Origin of the sequence: Mesorhizobium sp. M7A.F.Ca.US.005.03.1.1, assembly GCF_003997975.1 — a bacterium.
In the GTDB taxonomy this organism is placed as follows: Bacteria; Pseudomonadota; Alphaproteobacteria; order Rhizobiales; family Rhizobiaceae; genus Mesorhizobium; species Mesorhizobium ciceri.
Window position 1 is genome coordinate 88,949 of record NZ_RZRO01000001.1, and the last position, 16,203, is coordinate 105,151.

Consider the following 16,203-nt stretch of genomic DNA (forward strand, 5'->3'; position numbering starts at 1 on the left):
ACCGCCGCCCAGGCGGGTTTTTGCGTTTGATGTTCATCAACCAACGGAGGCCCCGAAGCGTCGTGGGCCGGATCGTTGCCCTGCCACGACTATCGGCGGGATTTTCACCACCCCCTCAGGCTGATAGGCTCGGCCAATCCCGGGAGGAGAGAGCGATGCCGGTCAATCTCGACGAGCTGAAGAATGCCAGCAATCTGCGCGGACGCGGAGCGCGAGCGGGCGGTGTCTTCGTCGCACCCGTCGATGGTAGGGCGCATGTCTCTGGCGAACGCAGCGTGCCGCTGCTCGACAAGACCATCCCCGCGCTGTTTTCCGACACGGTCAGCAAATACGGCACGCTCGACGCCGCCGTCTTCGTCGACCAGGACAAGCGCTTCACCTGGAGTGAACTTTCGGACACGGTGGATGCGCTGGCCGCCGGCTTCCTGGCACTGGGCCTGGCAAAAGGCGATCGCGTCGGCATCTGGTCGCCCAACCGCTGGGAATGGCTGGTGACGCAGTTCGCCACCGCCCGCATCGGCCTGATCCTGGTCAACATCAACCCGGCCTACCGGTTGACCGAGCTCGACTATGCGCTGAACAAGGTCGGCTGCAAGGCGCTGGTCACCGCTGCCAGGTTCAAGACGTCAGATTATCTCGGCATGATCGAGACGCTGGCACCCGAGATCGCCAAGGCCACGCCGGGCAAGCTCAAGGCACAAAAACTGCCGGCGTTGAAGATCGTCATCCGCATGGGTGACGAGAACTCGCCCGGCATGTTCAATTTCGGTGATGTGCTGGCCATGGCCGGGCGTGACGAGCATGACAGCCTCGACCGCATCTCTGAGAAGCTGAAGCCGGGCGAAGCCATCAACATCCAGTTCACCTCAGGCACCACGGGAGCCCCCAAGGGCGCGACGCTGACCCACGGCAACATCGTTAACAACGGCAACTTCGTCACTTCGGCGATCAAGCTGACCGCCGACGACCGGCTCTGCATACCAGTGCCGCTCTACCACTGCTTCGGCATGTCGATGGGCACGATGGGTTGCGTCTCGAAAGGCGCCACCATGGTTTTCCCGGGAGAAGGGTTCGACGCCGGCGCCACGCTGAAGGCGATGGCTCAGGAACGCTGCACCGGGCTCTATGGCGTACCGACCATGTTCGTTGCTCTGCTGGATCATCCGGATTTTTCCGCCTTCGATCTCTCCAGCCTGCGCACCGGCATCATGGCCGGTTCGCCATGCCCGATCGAGGTGATGAAAAAGGTGGTGTCGCTGATGCATATGGAACAGGTGACCATCGCCTACGGCATGACCGAGACCAGCCCGGTGTCGTTCCAGAGCGGCGTCGACGACCCCTTGGAAAAGCGCGTCTCGACCGTCGGGCGGATCCACCCCCATGTCGAGGTCAAGGCGGTCGATGCCGATGGCGCTACAGTTGCGGTCGGCGTACCGGGCGAGCTTTGCACGCGCGGCTATTCGGTGATGAAGGGTTACTGGGACGACGACGACAAGACCCGCGAGGCGATCGACGCCGACGGCTGGATGCACACCGGCGACCTCGCCACCATCGACGCCGAGGGCTATTGCAACATCGTCGGCCGGGTCAAGGACATGGTCATCCGCGGCGGCGAGAACGTCTATCCCAGGGAGGTCGAGGAATTCCTCTACCGCCATCCAAAGGTCAAGGAGGTGCAGGTGTTCGGCATTCCCGACGCCAAATATGGCGAGGAGCTGTGCGCCTGGATCGTGCTCAAGCCCGGCCAGATCGCCACCGAGCAGGAGGTCAGAAACTTCTGCGCCGGCCAGATCGCCCATTACAAGATCCCCCGCCACATCCGCTTCCGCACCGAATTGCCGATGACGGTGACCGGCAAGCCGCAGAAGTTCCTGATGCGCGAGGCGATGGTGGAGGAGCTGGGCTTGGTGGCGCAGAAGACGGCGTGAACGGGTGAACGCTTCGATCTGTCGGTGCGCGAATGCAGCCACGGTTCGCAGCAGCGCGCAGGGGCTTGCATGAGCGGTTTCGGACGTTCGGTGACTTCATATGCGATGCCGCTGGCCGCCTTGGTCATGGCTGTCGCCGTCAGGGCAGGCGGGCTGTCGGCGGACGAAGGTTCGCTGGGCGTCAGGATACTCGTCGGAGCGCTTTCGAGTGCGATCATGTTCACCACCATTTTCGTGGTGCTCGACCACGCCGAGGCTGTGGCTCGGCGTGTAGGAGAGCCCTACGGCACATTGGTGCTGACTTTTGCCGTGACGGCAATCGAGGTGTCGATCATCGTTTCCATGATGCTGCATGGAGAGAACAACCCTACGCTTGCACGTGAGTCCGTCTTTTCAACGGTGATGATTGCATCCACCGGCGTCGTCGGCACGTGTCTTGCGCTTGGCGGCTGGCGCCATCGCAAGCAGGCAATTGTTCGACAAGGGACCAGCGCATATTTGGCGGTTCTGATCGCGCTGACCATCATGACGCTTATTCTGCCAACCTACACACAAGCTACGGGGCCGGGCACATTTTCGGCAGCTCAACTTGGCTTTGTGAGCGTGCTTTCGGTGCTGCTTTATGCAAGTTTTGTGTTCGCGCAGACCGTCCGCCACCGGGAAGACTTTGTCGAAGGGCAGGCCCACGGCGTTTCGCTGCGGACTGCCCCTCACGAAAGCGTCTTTGCCGGCGCATTGCTGCTTTTGATCGGCCTGATCGGCATTGTCATGCTCGCCGAGCAGGTCGCGGCAAGCGTCGAAGATACGCTCGTTGCCTACCAAGTGACCCAGGCTGACAGCATTGTGGGGGCAATGATCGCCGGGCTGGTGTTGATGCCGGAGGCCATTTCGGCGGTTCGCGCTTCACTCAACAATGAGCTGCAACGCGGTTTGAATGTCGCGATGGGTTCCGCTTGCGCCACAATCGGTTTGACAATACCGGCGGTCGCAGCCGCCAGCCTGCTGACGGGCAGAGGGTTAACCCTGGGGCTTCCAGCGACTGACACAGTGCTTTTGATTTTAGCGCTCTTCATATGCAATGTGAGCTTTAGTACTGAAAGAACAACATTCTTGACGGGCGCTGTCCATATCGTGGTATTTCTTACATATATATTTCTTATATTTGTGCCATGAAAGATTTGGCTCGGGCAGGCGCTTGGGTGAGGCGATGAGACCGCCCGTCAACGGACTGCTTGGGTTCATCAGTCTGGAAGCCGACAGCGAGCTGCAGACGACCGACCTTTGCTTGAGATGACGTTTCCGCTTCCGCGCCGAATTGCCGGTGACGGTGACCGCCGGAGAAGTTTGACGAGGCGATGGTGGAGGAACTGGGGCCGGTGGCGGAAGGAACGGCTTGCGGGCTGGCTGCCTTGTGCCAACTGCTGACGCGCGGCGCGCCTCAAATGGGGCCGCAAGCAGACTGTCAGGTTTAGCGAATTGGCGTCTGGTGAACTGATTTTTGGGAGAACCAACAACCTGGTTAGCCGCCGGTAGGAATTCCAAACCACCAATCTAATGGCATCTCATTGAAACCTGCCGTCTATTAGAAGACTGTATCACTACCAGTTTTTCATCGCCTCTTGAGATTTACGCGTATCTCATCACCCAGGAACCAACCACCTCCCTCGCTCCACGAAGAGATGATTCCGCGAGTCTCAAGCCATTGGACCAATGCACGATTTTCATCTGATCTTGGCAATCTTGGAGTGTGATATCCTGTCGTGATCTCAGAGAACGGATCTGGAAGCGCCGCAAGCACCTCGCGCGCTTCGTCGACCGCGATAGTCGAGTGAAACTTGTTGAACAGGGAAATCTGCGTCTCAACGGGCCTTGAATTCAGGATCAGTGACCGCGCTTTAGCCGCATCAATGCCGGATATACGAACGTTGGTGCGGTCAAGAATCGGGCCTATGAGCGCCGCTCGTTTGGGCAGTTCCGTTAGCGTATTCAAATCCATCAGGTCGATTATCGCGCGCTTATCGTCATCTGTTATGTCGGCTTGAAGAAGCCCTTCTCGGAAGACGTCGTCGAGACCGAACATTTCGGGATCGGTGAGATAAGCTTCGATGTTTTCTGCCATGAAAAGGACCGGCAAGTCTGTATTGACATCTAGGCTTTCAAGGGTCTCCTTTGAAAAGGTGATCTTGCGCTCCTCTATGAGAATAGTAAGCTTCGAAGAATCGAGGCTTTTGGGAAAATTCTTAAACGTATTGGGCAACGCTCGGACATATTCCCGGTAACTGTCATCGCTCAGTGCATTCGCGATAACAAGGAATTGGCGTAGCGGCAGTGTCTCGGGACCGTTACGCAGACTGTGCTTCAGAATTACCGCGCGCACATCTTTCCGATCAAGATAGGCCACCAGAGTTTCCGCTGCGAAGCCACTGCCTCCCATGAACGAGATACAATTGTCCCATGTCGGCGCGATACGTCGCAGCTCAAATACCGAGGCGTGCAATTTCTCCGGAACACCCTCCAGCGCTGGCAGGAGAGCCGTCTGTCGACCGAGAAATTCACGAAGATTGTCTTCGTCAAGTTCCTCACGACCTAGGAGATCGGTTATGGCTGCCGCATCTTCTTCAGAATTGTCGTGAAGCTCAAGGAGCACGTCGCTAAGATAGATATCAAGATCGCGTTCGACCCTGGTGATCAAGGCAGGATCTGTGAGCGAACGCAGCGTAGTGTAATTGCGCTCGCGAAACGCCATGAGATTGGTCTCGCCCATGACCTCGCGATAGATGTGTTCCACATTGGCAATCGAGAGTTTAAAAAGGCCACGTCTTACCATGAAGCGCACGATGCCGGTGAACTTTCCTATTGCCGGAAGGTCTCGAACCTCGAAGCCAATGCGCTCGAGGCGTTCGGGTGCCAAGTCAGGTGCAAGTGCCAGAATTTCAGGGAGCTTCGCCGCGACGAAATCAGGGAACTCGTCGCCATCGCGTGCTAGTGTTTCTAGCGCCCTTTCCGGCAGATTGGTTACCAACTGTGTGATATGGGAAAGACTGCGCTTGCTGGCGATTGCCGTCGGAACGAACTGCCTCCATTCGTCAGCCAGGCGGGAAAGCAACTTGGGGACGGCGCGTCCCGTGGCGTAGTAGGCCTCTAAGAAATCTTCGCAGCCTTCGAACTGGGACGCGATGAACTCGAAAAACTTACAAGTCTGATCGCTGTACCGGCTCGCCTCGTTTAGAAGGCAGTCAACCAATTTGACGTTAAGAACATAGCTTTGCCCGAAGTCCGCTTCGCGCATAGCTGCGATGACCTCATTTGGGTTGTCAATCTGAAAGTCGGGGTCGGGGGTAAAGAACGCCCGTATCTGGATCAGAAACTTGTTGTCATTAGGCGACAGCCGGCCAGAATGGAACAGTGACGTATATTGATAGTACGTATCGTCGAGATGGCCTTCTAGAATCAAGAAGCGAGCCAACTCGCCCTTCTCGCCGAAGCCGTCGAAAAGGTCAGTCACAGGGTCGGCGCTTGAACGCACGAGTTCATTGAACTTGGCTGTTCGAAGCGTCGCGATCTTCGCTCTAAGCTCGCGAATCCGTTGCAAGCTCTCGCTCTTGTTGGCCTCAGATTTGCTTTCAATTTCCGCCTTCCGCTGAAAGTAGGTTTTCTCGCTATCCACTTCGTTCTGCAAGGCCGAGATATCAATCCGCTGTCCCCTATTATAGACATCGCGGAAGGTAATCTGAGGAAGTGCGATTAACTGTTCAAACGCGTCGTGCCCAACGAGCGAGTGAAGTGCGATCCAAGACTGCCCGTCAAGGCTGATGCTATTGACGTTCGCAGGAAGCATCTGAACGAGCGTCATTGCGTAGATTTGGCGCAATTCTTTCAGGTCAGAGGGTGTCTGCCTTACGGCAATGTCAATCTTTCGTTCGATTTCCGCTATCTCTGCCTTACAGGCCACCTCCTCGTGCGCAACGAGTTCATCGTGGCGGCCCAGAATGTCAGCGAGATTGCCTTCGCCTCGGTGCAGTTGTTCGAAATCCCTGGGGTAGACGTTCTTATAAATCAGGACCGCAAGAAGCTTGTTGGCGTTGAGAGTATTTTCGTCGTCGGTCTCCAAATTGGCGACGTAGATGGCGTATTCATTGAATATATTCTGAATAAGTCTCAAGTCGTCTAGATACCGTGAGACCTCTCGAAGGAACTGTCGATCAAGACGACCGTCGAGTTCAAGCCTCTTTCCCTGCTCCAGGACCATATCAATCGAGTTCGAAGCGTTTATGATGGGAATAACAGGAATGACGAATTCGAAGAATTTGGTCCGGTCTGTATTAACAAATACGTCGTCGCGCAGAGCGTAAAGAAATCTAATAGTTCGCCTGACTCCCGCGTTCGCATTCACCAAGCCGTTGATTTCACGCAACGTCACGAATATTTCTGCATCTTCGAATCGGTCCAGATCCTCAATGATTACGAGATCATATTCCGTTGCCTGAAAGAAGTAGATAATTTCATCCAAATGACGGTTAAGTATTGAATCGAGATTGTCTGATGCGGGCCTTATTTCTATGTCTTTTAGAGAGATGCTTTTGAGTGACAGCCCAAAGCTGGCGACATAAAATTTGTGCAGCGCAACCCACAAAAAAAGCAACGAGAACCCGAATATTGTGAAATTAGGCCAATTGCTGAATTCGAGTGGATCGAAAAAGGTGCCGCTGACTATCGCTTCCCGCTTTGTGAATACGTACCAAATCGAAAGTAAGCCGAACATAATGTACAGCGATCTGAAGATCGACAGGACGCCAGGGGATTGAATTCGCTTAAAGCGCGACAGTGGAAGTTTGTTGGCATCTGCACCATACAGCATTTGCTGCAGTATGCTTCTTTCAATCTCCTGCCGGCTCACTTTGAGACTTGGGGTGCTAGCTTCTTTGTCGCCTGGTGGCTGGCCTCTTTCACGAACGCCGCGAGAGATATGTGAAGTGAAGGTCTTCGGTATCTTTTCAGGAACGATTGGATGATGCTGCTTTTTCCTGAACCATAAGGCCCCGTCAGCGCTATATTGTTCACCTTCGGGTCTGTCGTCGCGAAGAGCAAAGCTTCGGAATATACACCGGCCTTGTCAGCTTGGTCGGTCGGTGCGAGATTTACAAATTTTGCTTTTGTGACGGCGGGTCGACCAATACCTTCCAAGAGGGCCCCGAAACTAGTGAACCAGCTACCCAGCGAATTTGTTAATGTTGGAATTCGTTTAGCCATAAGTAACCTAAATATCACTGGTCCAAGCGACAAATATCACTGAGGAGCCGGAAAACACCTACTTTTCATCTCCAAGAACTCCGCATTTGGGAATCGATCAGTAAAGTCCCGCCGCCCGCAATCATAGCGGGAAGTAGCCATAGACAATAGCCTCGATGATTGGCAGCTTTCGGGCGCTCACGGTATCAGCCGCAACGACCGAGATTGGGCGCAAAGCTGGCATCTAAGGCCGAGCTATTAAGTCGTCATTGGGGACAAGACTTGACGGCTCGTGCCAGTCGCTCAGGCGCGGGCCATGGCCCGCGCCTTCGCATATTCAGCCTTCCAAAGAGCTCAGTCCTTCTCGAAGATGCGCGCCTTGGCGACGACACCGGCAATGGCGCCGCCGATCAGCGGTGCCACGATGAACAGCCAGAGCTGGCCGATCGCCGCAGTTCCCGAAAACAGCGCCGGACCGATCGAGCGGGCCGGGTTGAGCGACGTGCCGGTCACCGGGATGATGGCGAAGTGCAGCCCTGCCAGCGTCAGGCCGATGACCAGTCCGGCGAACGCCGTCGAGTGCTTTTCGGCCGTGACGCCAAGGATCACGGTGACGAAGGTGAAGGTGCCGATCACTTCCCACAGGAAGGCCGAACTGACACCCCATTTCGTCATATCCCAGCCATTGGCGCCGAAGCCGGTGGTGTGTCCGCCAACCTGGCCGGAGACGATGATCCACAACGCCAGTGAAGCAAGGACGCCGCCGATGACCTGCGCGATCCAGTAGGGGATGACGTCCTTGGCCGGCAGCCGGCCGGCAAGGAAGACGCCGAGCGTCACCGCCGGGTTGAGATGCGCGCCCGAAATGGGGCCGATCGCATAGGCCGCGGCGATGAGGCCGATGCCGAACGCCAGACCGATGCCTTCCTGGCCAAGCGGCAGCGCGCCGCCGAAGCCGCCCGTCACCACAGAAGCCGTACCGATGAACACCAATAGAAATGTGCCTAGAACTTCCGCCAGATAAGTCTTCATTGCCCTCTCCTCGTGTCGATCCGCCGGTTCACCTTTTCGCGCCGCGAATCACAATCGGAAGAGTATTCGCAACCAGAAAAGTTGGAAAGCAGAGCGGTTGTGCCGGCCGACCTGCTTGTGCGCGCCGGTTGCGCGCTCTAGAGCAGGGCCGGAATAATTTTCTGCGTGACGGAACAAGACAATGCGACTGGGCGGAAGGCTGGCTGCGGCCATCGAAGTGCTGGAAGACATCGGCCGGCGCCACCGGCCGGTGGCGGACGCGCTGAAGGATTGGGGCCTGTCGCATCGCTTCGCCGGCGGCGGCGACCGTGCGGCCATCGGCAACATCGTCTATGACGCCTTGCGCCACAAGCGTTCCGCGGGCTGGCTGCTGGGGCAGGACACGCCGCGCGCCATTGGCTTCGGCGCCCTGCTGCTCGAATGGGGGCAGACGGCCCAGTCGCTCAACGAGGCGCTGGATGGTGACAAGTTCGCACCGCCGCTGCTGACCGCCGCCGAGCTTCAGGCCATCGCCGACGGTCGGCTCGCCGATGCGCCGGACGCGGTGCGGGCGGACGTTCCCGACTGGTGCGCGCCGCTTTTCGAGCGAGCCTTCGGCCCGAGTTGGGCCGACGAGGGCGCTGCACTGGCGACGCGCCCGCCGCTCGACCTCAGGGTCAACACCTTGCAGGCCAACCGCGACAAGGTGCTGGCCGAACTGACGGGAACCGGCGCCAAACCCGCGGCAATCGCCCCGCACGGCATCCGCATTCCACCGATCGACGGCGATGGCCGGCACCCGAATGTGCAGGCCGAACCGGCCTTCCAGAAGGGCTGGTTCGAGGTCCAGGACGAAGGCTCGCAGATCGCGGCCGCCCTTGCCGGGGCCGAAGCCGGCATGCAGGTGCTGGATTTCTGCGCCGGCGCCGGTGGCAAGACGCTGGCACTGTCGGCTTCGATGGAAAATCGTGGCCAGATCTTTGCCCATGATGCGGAGAAAGCACGGCTGGCGCCGATCTTCGACCGCATCCGTCGTTCGGAAAACCGCAATGTGCAGGTGGTCACCAAGCCCACGGAACTCGCGCCGCTCGGCAACCACATGGACATCGTGCTGGTCGACGCGCCCTGCACCGGCAGCGGCACGTGGCGGCGCCGCCCCGACGCCAAATGGCGGCTGACGCAGAGGCAGCTCGATACCCGCAAGGGCGAACAGTCGGCGATCCTCGATGCGGCCAAAGCCTATGTCAAACCGGGCGGCCTGCTGGTCTACATCACCTGCTCGGTGTTTGATGAGGAGAATGGCGAGCAGATCGCGGCCTTTCGGGACCGTAACAGCGGCTTTGTTCCCGTCGACCACCGCCAGCTCTGGGACAGCCGTTTTCCCGGCCATCCGGCAGCCGCGCGCATCGGCGCCAAAGGCGACATCTCGCTGTCGCCGGCGCTGAGCGGCACCGACGGGTTTTACTTCTGTGCATTGCGCAGGTCGGCCTGAATCCGATCGGATGTCGCCAATTCCTCGCGGATGCGTGGCGCCAGCCGGCAGGCCAGGCCGATTGTGCAGTGCAGCAAAAGCATTTGCCTGCCGTCCATGCCTCTGCAATAAGCTTATCCGCATAAAGGAAGGCAGCGGCCATGGCAGCAAAGATCGTACCCGCCCCCGACTATGAGGATCGCGTCAGGACCTCCTTCGCGCGCCAGAAGGCGATGGCCACGATCGGCGCCGAACTGACGCTGGTGACGCCCGGCATCATCGAGATCGAGATGCCTTATTCGGCGGCACTCACCCAACAGCACGGCTTCCTCCATGCCGGCGTCATTTCGACGGCGCTGGACTCGGCCTGCGGCTATGCCGCCTTTTCGCTGATGCCGGAAAATTCCGGCGTGCTGACCATCGAGTTCAAGGTCAACCTGCTGGCGCCGGGCAGGGGCGAGCGCTTCCTGTTCCGCGGCTCGGTGACCAAGCCAGGCCGCACCATCATCGTTGCCGACGGCCAGGCCTACGCCTTTGCCGCCGACGGCGAGGCCAAGCTGATCGCCACCATGACCGGAACGATGATGACGGTGGTCGGGCGTGATGGCATAGAAGGGTGAGTGGCCGGTTCGCCGCAGGCGAATTCATCGTGCCGGTGGCACGATGAAAGGCCACGGACGCCGGGAGCTGCCGGAGGCAGCGGGTCCCGGCGAGCGGCGGCGCAGATAAGCAGGTGATCGGGCGGAGAGGAGCAAATCATCATGACCGATAAAATTCGCCGCCTGTCGGGCAAGGACGTCCTCTTCGTCATGGCGGCGCAGGCCGAATACGGTCCGCATCTCAAGCAGCTGTTCACGCCATTGATGACAGGTGTCGGTCCGGTCGAGGCCGGCGTCAGGCTAGGCGCTGAACTCTCCTGGCTGAAGTCGCAAAAAACCCTGCCCGACCTCGTCGTGTCGCTCGGCTCAGCCGGCAGCCGGACGCTGGAGCAGACGGGAATCTACCAGGCGGTTTCGGTCAGCTACCGTGACATCGACGCTTCGCCGCTCGGCTTCGAGAAGGGTGCCACACCCTTCCTCGAACTGCCGGTGATCGTGCCATTGCCCTTCAAGATACCTGATATCAAGCAGGCGACGCTATCGACCGGCGGCGCGATCATCACCGGTGCGGCCTATGATGCTGTTAACGCCGACATGGTCGACATGGAGACCTTCGCCTGCCTGCGCGCCTGCCAGTTGTTCGACATTCCGCTGATCGGGCTGCGCGGCATTTCCGACGGGGCGGCGGATCTCAGGCATGTCGGCGACTGGACCGAATATCTTGAAGTCATCGATGAGAAGCTGGCGGAGGCCGTCATGCGGCTCGAACAGGCCATCGGTTTGGGCACGCTTCTGAAAGATTCGCCGCATGAAGACGCCAGACCGCTCTGAAACTCGCAACCCATTGCGTCGACTCATTTCTTTCTCTAAACGCTCGCCATGAAAACAGCCAATCATCCCGATACCGTCCTGATTGTCGATTTCGGCAGCCAGTTCACCCAGCTCATCGCCCGCCGCATCCGCGAGGCCGGCGTGTTTTCCGAGATCGTGCCGTTCCAGTCGGCCGAAGCGGCATTCAAGCGCATCAATCCGAAAGCCGTGATCCTGTCCGGCGGCCCGGCTTCGACCGGCGATATAGGCAGTCCGCGCGCGCCGCAGATCGTCTTCGACGCCGGCGTGCCGGTGCTCGGCATCTGTTACGGCCAGATGGCCATGTGCGTGCAGATGGGCGGCGTCGCCGAAAGCTCCGACCATCGCGAATTCGGCCGCGCCTTCGTCGAGATCCAGAAGGACAGCCCGCTGTTTGAGGGCCTGTGGGCGCCCGGCCAGCGCCACCAGGTGTGGATGAGCCATGGCGACCGCGTCATCTCCTTGCCCAACGGCTTCGAGGTGTTCGGCAAATCGGAGGGCTCGCCCTTCGCCATCTTCGGCAACATCGAGCGCAAGATGTACGGCATCATGTTCCACCCCGAGGTGGTGCATACGCCCGACGGTGCCCGGCTGCTCAGGAACTTCGTCCACAACATCGCCGGCATCGAGGGCGACTGGACCATGCGCGCCTACCGCGAGCACGCGGTCGAGGCGATCCGCAAGCAGGTCGGCAAGGGCAAGGTCATCTGCGCGCTGTCGGGCGGCGTCGATTCCTCCGTTGCCGCGCTGTTGATCCACGAAGCGGTCGGCGACCAACTGACCTGCATCCTTGTCGACCACGGCCTGATGCGCAAGGACGAGGCCGCGGGCGTGGTGGCGATGTTCCGTGAGCACTACAATTTGCCGCTCATTCTGGTCAACGCGTCGGACCGTTTCATCGACGCCCTCGAGGGCGAGTCGGATCCGGAGAAAAAACGCAAGACCATAGGCCGGCTGTTCATCGAGGTGTTCGAGGAAGAGGCCAAGAAACTCGGCGGCGCCGAATTCCTGGCGCAAGGCACGCTCTATCCCGACGTGATCGAAAGTGTCTCCTTCACCGGCGGCCCGTCGGTGACGATCAAGTCGCACCACAATGTCGGCGGCCTGCCGGCGCGCATGAACATGCAGCTGGTCGAGCCGCTGCGCGAGCTGTTCAAGGACGAGGTCAGGGCGCTGGGCAAGGAGCTTGGCCTGCCCGAGAGTTTCATCGGACGCCATCCATTCCCCGGCCCGGGCCTCGCCATCCGCTGCCCCGGCGGCATCACCCGCGAAAAGCTGGAGATCCTGCGCGAAGCCGACGCCATCTATCTTGACGAGATCCGCAAAGCCGGCCTCTACGATGCCATCTGGCAGGCATTCGCCGTGCTGCTGCCGGTGCAGACGGTCGGCGTGATGGGCGACGGCCGCACCTACGAGTTCGTCTGCGCGCTGCGCGCCGTCACCTCGGTCGACGGCATGACGGCGGATTTCTACCACTACGACATGGCCTTCCTGGGGGCTGCTGCCACCCGCATCATCAACGAAGTCCGCGGCATCAACCGCGTCGTCTACGACGTGACGTCGAAGCCGCCTGGAACAATCGAGTGGGAGTAGGGGGATTAGGCGGCAACAACGTGGTTTCGGCTGGCCTCGCCCTATAGGATGCCGTCGGTTCGATCATCAGGCGGATTCTCCCAAGCCGAATGCGAAACTACTTCAAGGCAGCAGCTTATGATCCGGATGGAGCCAGATGTGTTCCAAATCTGCAAGTTTCGCTGCCGGAGACTTCAAATTTGGCTGGATTCATGTTAGTGTAAGTGCAATGTAGCACAAGACATACGCTGCCTGAAGATATGGCACATGCTCACGGAAATTGTCGACTCGCTTTATGAAGCAGCGTTCATTTCAGAAAAATGGCCCGCCGTTCTCGAGGGGGTCACCGGTGCTGCGGCGTCGAAGGGTGGGGCACTCTTTGTTTTCGCCGATGGATTGCCTGTCCGTGGCAAGGCGGTTCCGTCCCTGCAGGGCCTGATGAAGGAAGTCACGGCAGACGAGACGTTGCGGCTTTCCACCGCCGCCACGCGCATGAGCGAACTGCGGCCGGCAAGCTTCATCGATGTCGACAGCTTCATGACCCCACAGGAAATTCGGGACGATCCAGTGCGTATCCGGTTGCGCACACTGGGGCTCGGGGCAAATACCTGCGCGGCGATCCCGATGCCTAGCGGCGAGCTCGTTATGTTCGTATTCCAGCGCGGTCTGGAAGATGGCGCCTATGCACCGGAGCATCTTGGATTGCTCGACCGCTTGCGGCCCGACATGGCGCGCGCCAGCCTTGCCGCCACGCGCCTTGGCCTGGAGCGCGCCCGCGGCACGGTGAATGCCTTGGCCACGATCGGACTTCCGGCGGCCGTCCTCGCCGGCAATGGTCGCGTCAGGGCAACGAACACCCTGTTCGATCAGGAAAAGACGTTCTTCGTGGCGACGGCGTTCGGCGGTATCGCCCTTGCCAATCCGGAAAGCAACCGTTTGTTCCAGATGGCCGTGCAGGCTCGCGACGGCGAACCCGTTTCGCGCTCCATTCCGCTGCGCAGCGCCTTGCCTCCGCCGGTCGTGGTGCATGTCCTGCCGCTCAAGCGGGACGCGCATGATCTCTTTGGCGGCTGCGATCTGCTCATTGTCGCCACCGCGATCAGCGCCAGCGCGCTGGTGCCTTCGCCGACCATATTGACCGGCCTGTTCGACCTGACGGCGGCGGAAGTTCGGCTCGCCACCGCGCTGGCCAAGGGCCTTAACCTGCAGGTGGCGGCGGCTGAAGCCGGCCTGCAATTCTCGACCGTGCGCACTTATTTGAACCGTATCTTTCGCAAGACGGGAACGAATCAACAAAGCCAGCTTGTTGCGCTTTTGAAATCGGCACATCCATTCCAGCAATGAGTTATCGGATCTAGGCGATTGCACGTGATGTCCGACTTGCACGGCGCGGCCCGGAGGCGGGCACACCACACCTTCCAGGAGCCGCCGGCAATGCTCTTCATCCCGGAAGGCGACGATCATTTCCTCAACCGTCCGAATGTTGGAAAGCGTTGCCAGCAGCATTTCAGACATCAAGCTCTCCTTTTCCACGCCCCAAGAACCGCATAAAAAGCACAGATTGCAATGCGGAGAACATCCACACACCACCCCTGTTTGCGCCGGAAGACGGCGAATGGAAGATCTATGGGCTTTCGGTGAACGTGAGCAGAGCGTGCCGCCAGCGCCAAGCGGTCAGGAAGAAAAGCCCGCAAAGCCCGTCACGCCAGCGCCTCCGCCCAAGCTTCCATCCACGTCGGCAAAAGCCGGCAAGCGTCAATGGGAACCCCTAAGGCCAGAGCCGGGGGGCACCTTCATTTTTGCTAATTGACGATGGGCCGGAAACGAGGGCGGCATCCCAGGCTCAGCACCAGTGCAACTTGCGCGAGAGCTTCCATGTGTTAGGCTTCTTCACGAAAACGTGAGCATTCGAAGGATCGAAGGGCCCCATGGCTGACGTCACCACCGAAGCGGTATCCGCCGTTGTTGGCAGGGTCTACGAAGCCGCCTACGACCAGGAACGATGGTTCGACGCGGTCACCAGCCTGCGTGACCTGTTCGGCGGTTCGCGCGCCTGCATCCTGCACGTCAGCCCGCGGACGGCCAATGCGGTCGCATCCGACCTCGACCCGGAATTAAGTTCGCAAAAGGCCATCGACACGTTGATGCGCGATCCTCTGACAGCGGCGTCGGCGGCCTTGCCCGTCGGCAAAGTCTATCGTTGGCCGCCGCCACCTGATGAGCCGGCGTTCCGCCGCAGCGAACTCTGGCAGGACTGGCTAAGGCCGCGTGACATCTATAAGGGGCTCGCCTGCAACCTGATCGCCGCCAACGGGTCGCACTGGATTTTGAGTGTCGATCGCGGTCCGAGGCAGGACGCGTTTGGCAAGGAAGACATCGAGCTGTTGCAGAAGATCGTGCCGCATGTCCTGCGCGCCGGGCAGATCGGCCGGCGGCTTGAAAACACCTCGGCGCTGGCATCGGCGTTCGCGCGTCTGCCCTTCGGCGTCCTTCTGGTCAACGGTCACTGCCAGATCGCGCAGATGAACGAGGCCGCCGAAGCGATACTGGCACGGCAGGATAGTCCGTTGACTCTCAAGGACGGCACGATTGTCGCCACTGGTGTGCAGGATACGCAGGAGCTGCAGCGGCTGGTCGTGGATGCTTGCTCGTTGGTGGACGGTGTCATGCGGGGAACCGGCGGGACGCTGCTAGTGCCATCGGATCGCCAACGATCCGACTTGGCACGGCTGGTGCTGTCGGTGGCGTCTTTCGTCGATGCCCGCGCCTACAGCCTGGCATCCGAGCGCTGCGCGATGATCATGATGACAGAGGTTGCCTGCCGCATTCCCGACGGCTTCGAAATGCATGTTCACGGCCTGGAAGACGGCGCCCACGAACCGGAGCATTTTGCGTTGCTCGACCGCCTGCGACCCGACATGGCGCGCGCCAGCCTCGCGGCCACGCGCCTGGGCCTGGAGCGCGCCCGCGGCACGGTGAATGCCTTGGCCACGATCGGACTTCCGGCGGCCGTCCTCGCCAGCAATGGTCGCGTCAGGGCAACGAACACGCTGTTCGATCAGGAAAAGACGCTCTTCGTGGCGACGGCGTTCGGCGGTATCGCCCTTGCCAATCCGGAAAGCAACCGTTTGTTCCAGATGGCCGTGCAGGCTCGCGACGGCGAACCCGTTTCGCGCTCCATTCCGCTGCGCAGCGCCTTGCCTCCGCCGGTCGTGGTGCATGTCCTGCCGCTCAAGCAGGACGCGGACGCGCATGACCTCTTTGGCGGCTGCGATCTGCTCATTGTCGCCACCGCGATCAGTGCCAGCACTCTGGTGCCCTCGCCGACCATATTGACCGGCCTGTTCGACCTGACGGCGGCGGAAGTGCGGCTTGCCACCGCGCTGGCCAAGGGCCTTAATCTGCAGGCGGCGGCGGCTGAAGCCGGCCTGCAATTCTCGACCGTGCGCACTTATTTGAACCGTATCTTTCGCAAGACGGGAACGAATCAACAAAGCCAGCTTGTTGCGCTTTTGAAATCGGCACATCCATTCCAGCAATGAGC

The 16,203-nt window shown here is 59.8% G+C and carries 11 protein-coding genes and 1 pseudogene; 8 read left to right on the top strand and 4 right to left on the bottom strand.

The window, feature by feature from the left end; genetic code table 11:
• Nucleotides 1–155: 155 nt before the first annotated feature.
• Both EN990_RS00450 and EN990_RS00455 read left to right on the top strand, forming a co-directional pair.
• On the top strand, nt 156–1,928 hold the full coding sequence (locus EN990_RS00450; RefSeq protein ID WP_127369796.1) for an AMP-binding protein: 1,773 nt from the start codon (nt 156–158) through the stop codon (nt 1,926–1,928).
• Between the two features lie 69 nt (nt 1,929–1,997).
• Complete coding sequence (locus EN990_RS00455) at nt 1,998–3,101, top strand: calcium:proton antiporter (protein WP_127366006.1); 1,104 nt, start codon at nt 1,998–2,000, stop codon at nt 3,099–3,101.
• Nucleotides 3,102–3,537: 436 nt separating this feature from the next.
• Here EN990_RS00455 and EN990_RS00460 read toward each other — a convergent pair whose 3' ends face one another.
• The 3 genes from EN990_RS00460 to EN990_RS00465 all read right to left on the bottom strand — a co-directional run bounded on the left by EN990_RS00460 (nt 3,538) and on the right by EN990_RS00465 (nt 8,189).
• On the bottom strand, nt 3,538–6,825 hold the full coding sequence (locus EN990_RS00460; protein ID WP_245461016.1) for an ATP-binding protein: 3,288 nt from the start codon (nt 6,823–6,825) through the stop codon (nt 3,538–3,540).
• Nucleotides 6,822–7,178, bottom strand: a complete 357-nt coding sequence (locus EN990_RS36765) for a hypothetical protein (protein ID WP_348629873.1) — start codon at nt 7,176–7,178, stop codon at nt 6,822–6,824. The genes EN990_RS00460 and EN990_RS36765 overlap by 4 nt, the downstream gene beginning before the upstream one ends.
• 333 nt (nt 7,179–7,511) lie before the next feature.
• Complete coding sequence (locus tag EN990_RS00465) at nt 7,512–8,189, bottom strand: MIP family channel protein (protein ID WP_127369362.1); 678 nt, start codon at nt 8,187–8,189, stop codon at nt 7,512–7,514.
• 181 nt (nt 8,190–8,370) lie between these two features.
• Here EN990_RS00465 and EN990_RS00470 point away from each other — a divergent pair, with 181 nt between their 5' ends.
• The 5 genes from EN990_RS00470 (at nt 8,371) to EN990_RS00495 (ending at nt 14,003) form a co-directional block, all read left to right on the top strand.
• Nucleotides 8,371–9,660, top strand: coding sequence for an RsmB/NOP family class I SAM-dependent RNA methyltransferase (locus EN990_RS00470; protein WP_063170136.1), 1,290 nt, complete (start codon nt 8,371–8,373; stop codon nt 9,658–9,660).
• A 140-nt stretch (nt 9,661–9,800) separates the two neighbouring features.
• Complete coding sequence (locus EN990_RS00480) at nt 9,801–10,259, top strand: PaaI family thioesterase (protein WP_013530371.1); 459 nt, start codon at nt 9,801–9,803, stop codon at nt 10,257–10,259.
• 141 nt (nt 10,260–10,400) lie between these two features.
• Complete coding sequence (locus EN990_RS00485) at nt 10,401–11,069, top strand: 5'-methylthioadenosine/S-adenosylhomocysteine nucleosidase (RefSeq protein ID WP_064994667.1); 669 nt, start codon at nt 10,401–10,403, stop codon at nt 11,067–11,069.
• 48 nt (nt 11,070–11,117) lie between these two features.
• Complete coding sequence (gene guaA, locus EN990_RS00490; RefSeq protein ID WP_024502342.1) at nt 11,118–12,680, top strand: glutamine-hydrolyzing GMP synthase; 1,563 nt, start codon at nt 11,118–11,120, stop codon at nt 12,678–12,680.
• A gap of 246 nt (nt 12,681–12,926) precedes the next feature.
• Nucleotides 12,927–14,003 (top strand): helix-turn-helix transcriptional regulator, encoded by a 1,077-nt coding sequence (locus tag EN990_RS00495; RefSeq protein ID WP_127388225.1) that lies wholly within the window; start codon nt 12,927–12,929, stop codon nt 14,001–14,003.
• 48 nt (nt 14,004–14,051) lie between these two features.
• Here the strand turns inward: EN990_RS00495 and EN990_RS00500 are convergent.
• Nucleotides 14,052–14,174 (bottom strand): annotated as a pseudogene (locus EN990_RS00500) (IS1595 family transposase); the annotation flags it as partial.
• A 413-nt stretch (nt 14,175–14,587) separates the two neighbouring features.
• On the opposite strand from EN990_RS00500, the gene EN990_RS35700 reads away from it, so the two are divergent.
• Nucleotides 14,588–16,201, top strand: coding sequence for a hypothetical protein (locus EN990_RS35700; RefSeq protein WP_127385603.1), 1,614 nt, complete (start codon nt 14,588–14,590; stop codon nt 16,199–16,201).
• The last annotated feature ends 2 nt before the right edge of the window (nt 16,202–16,203 follow it).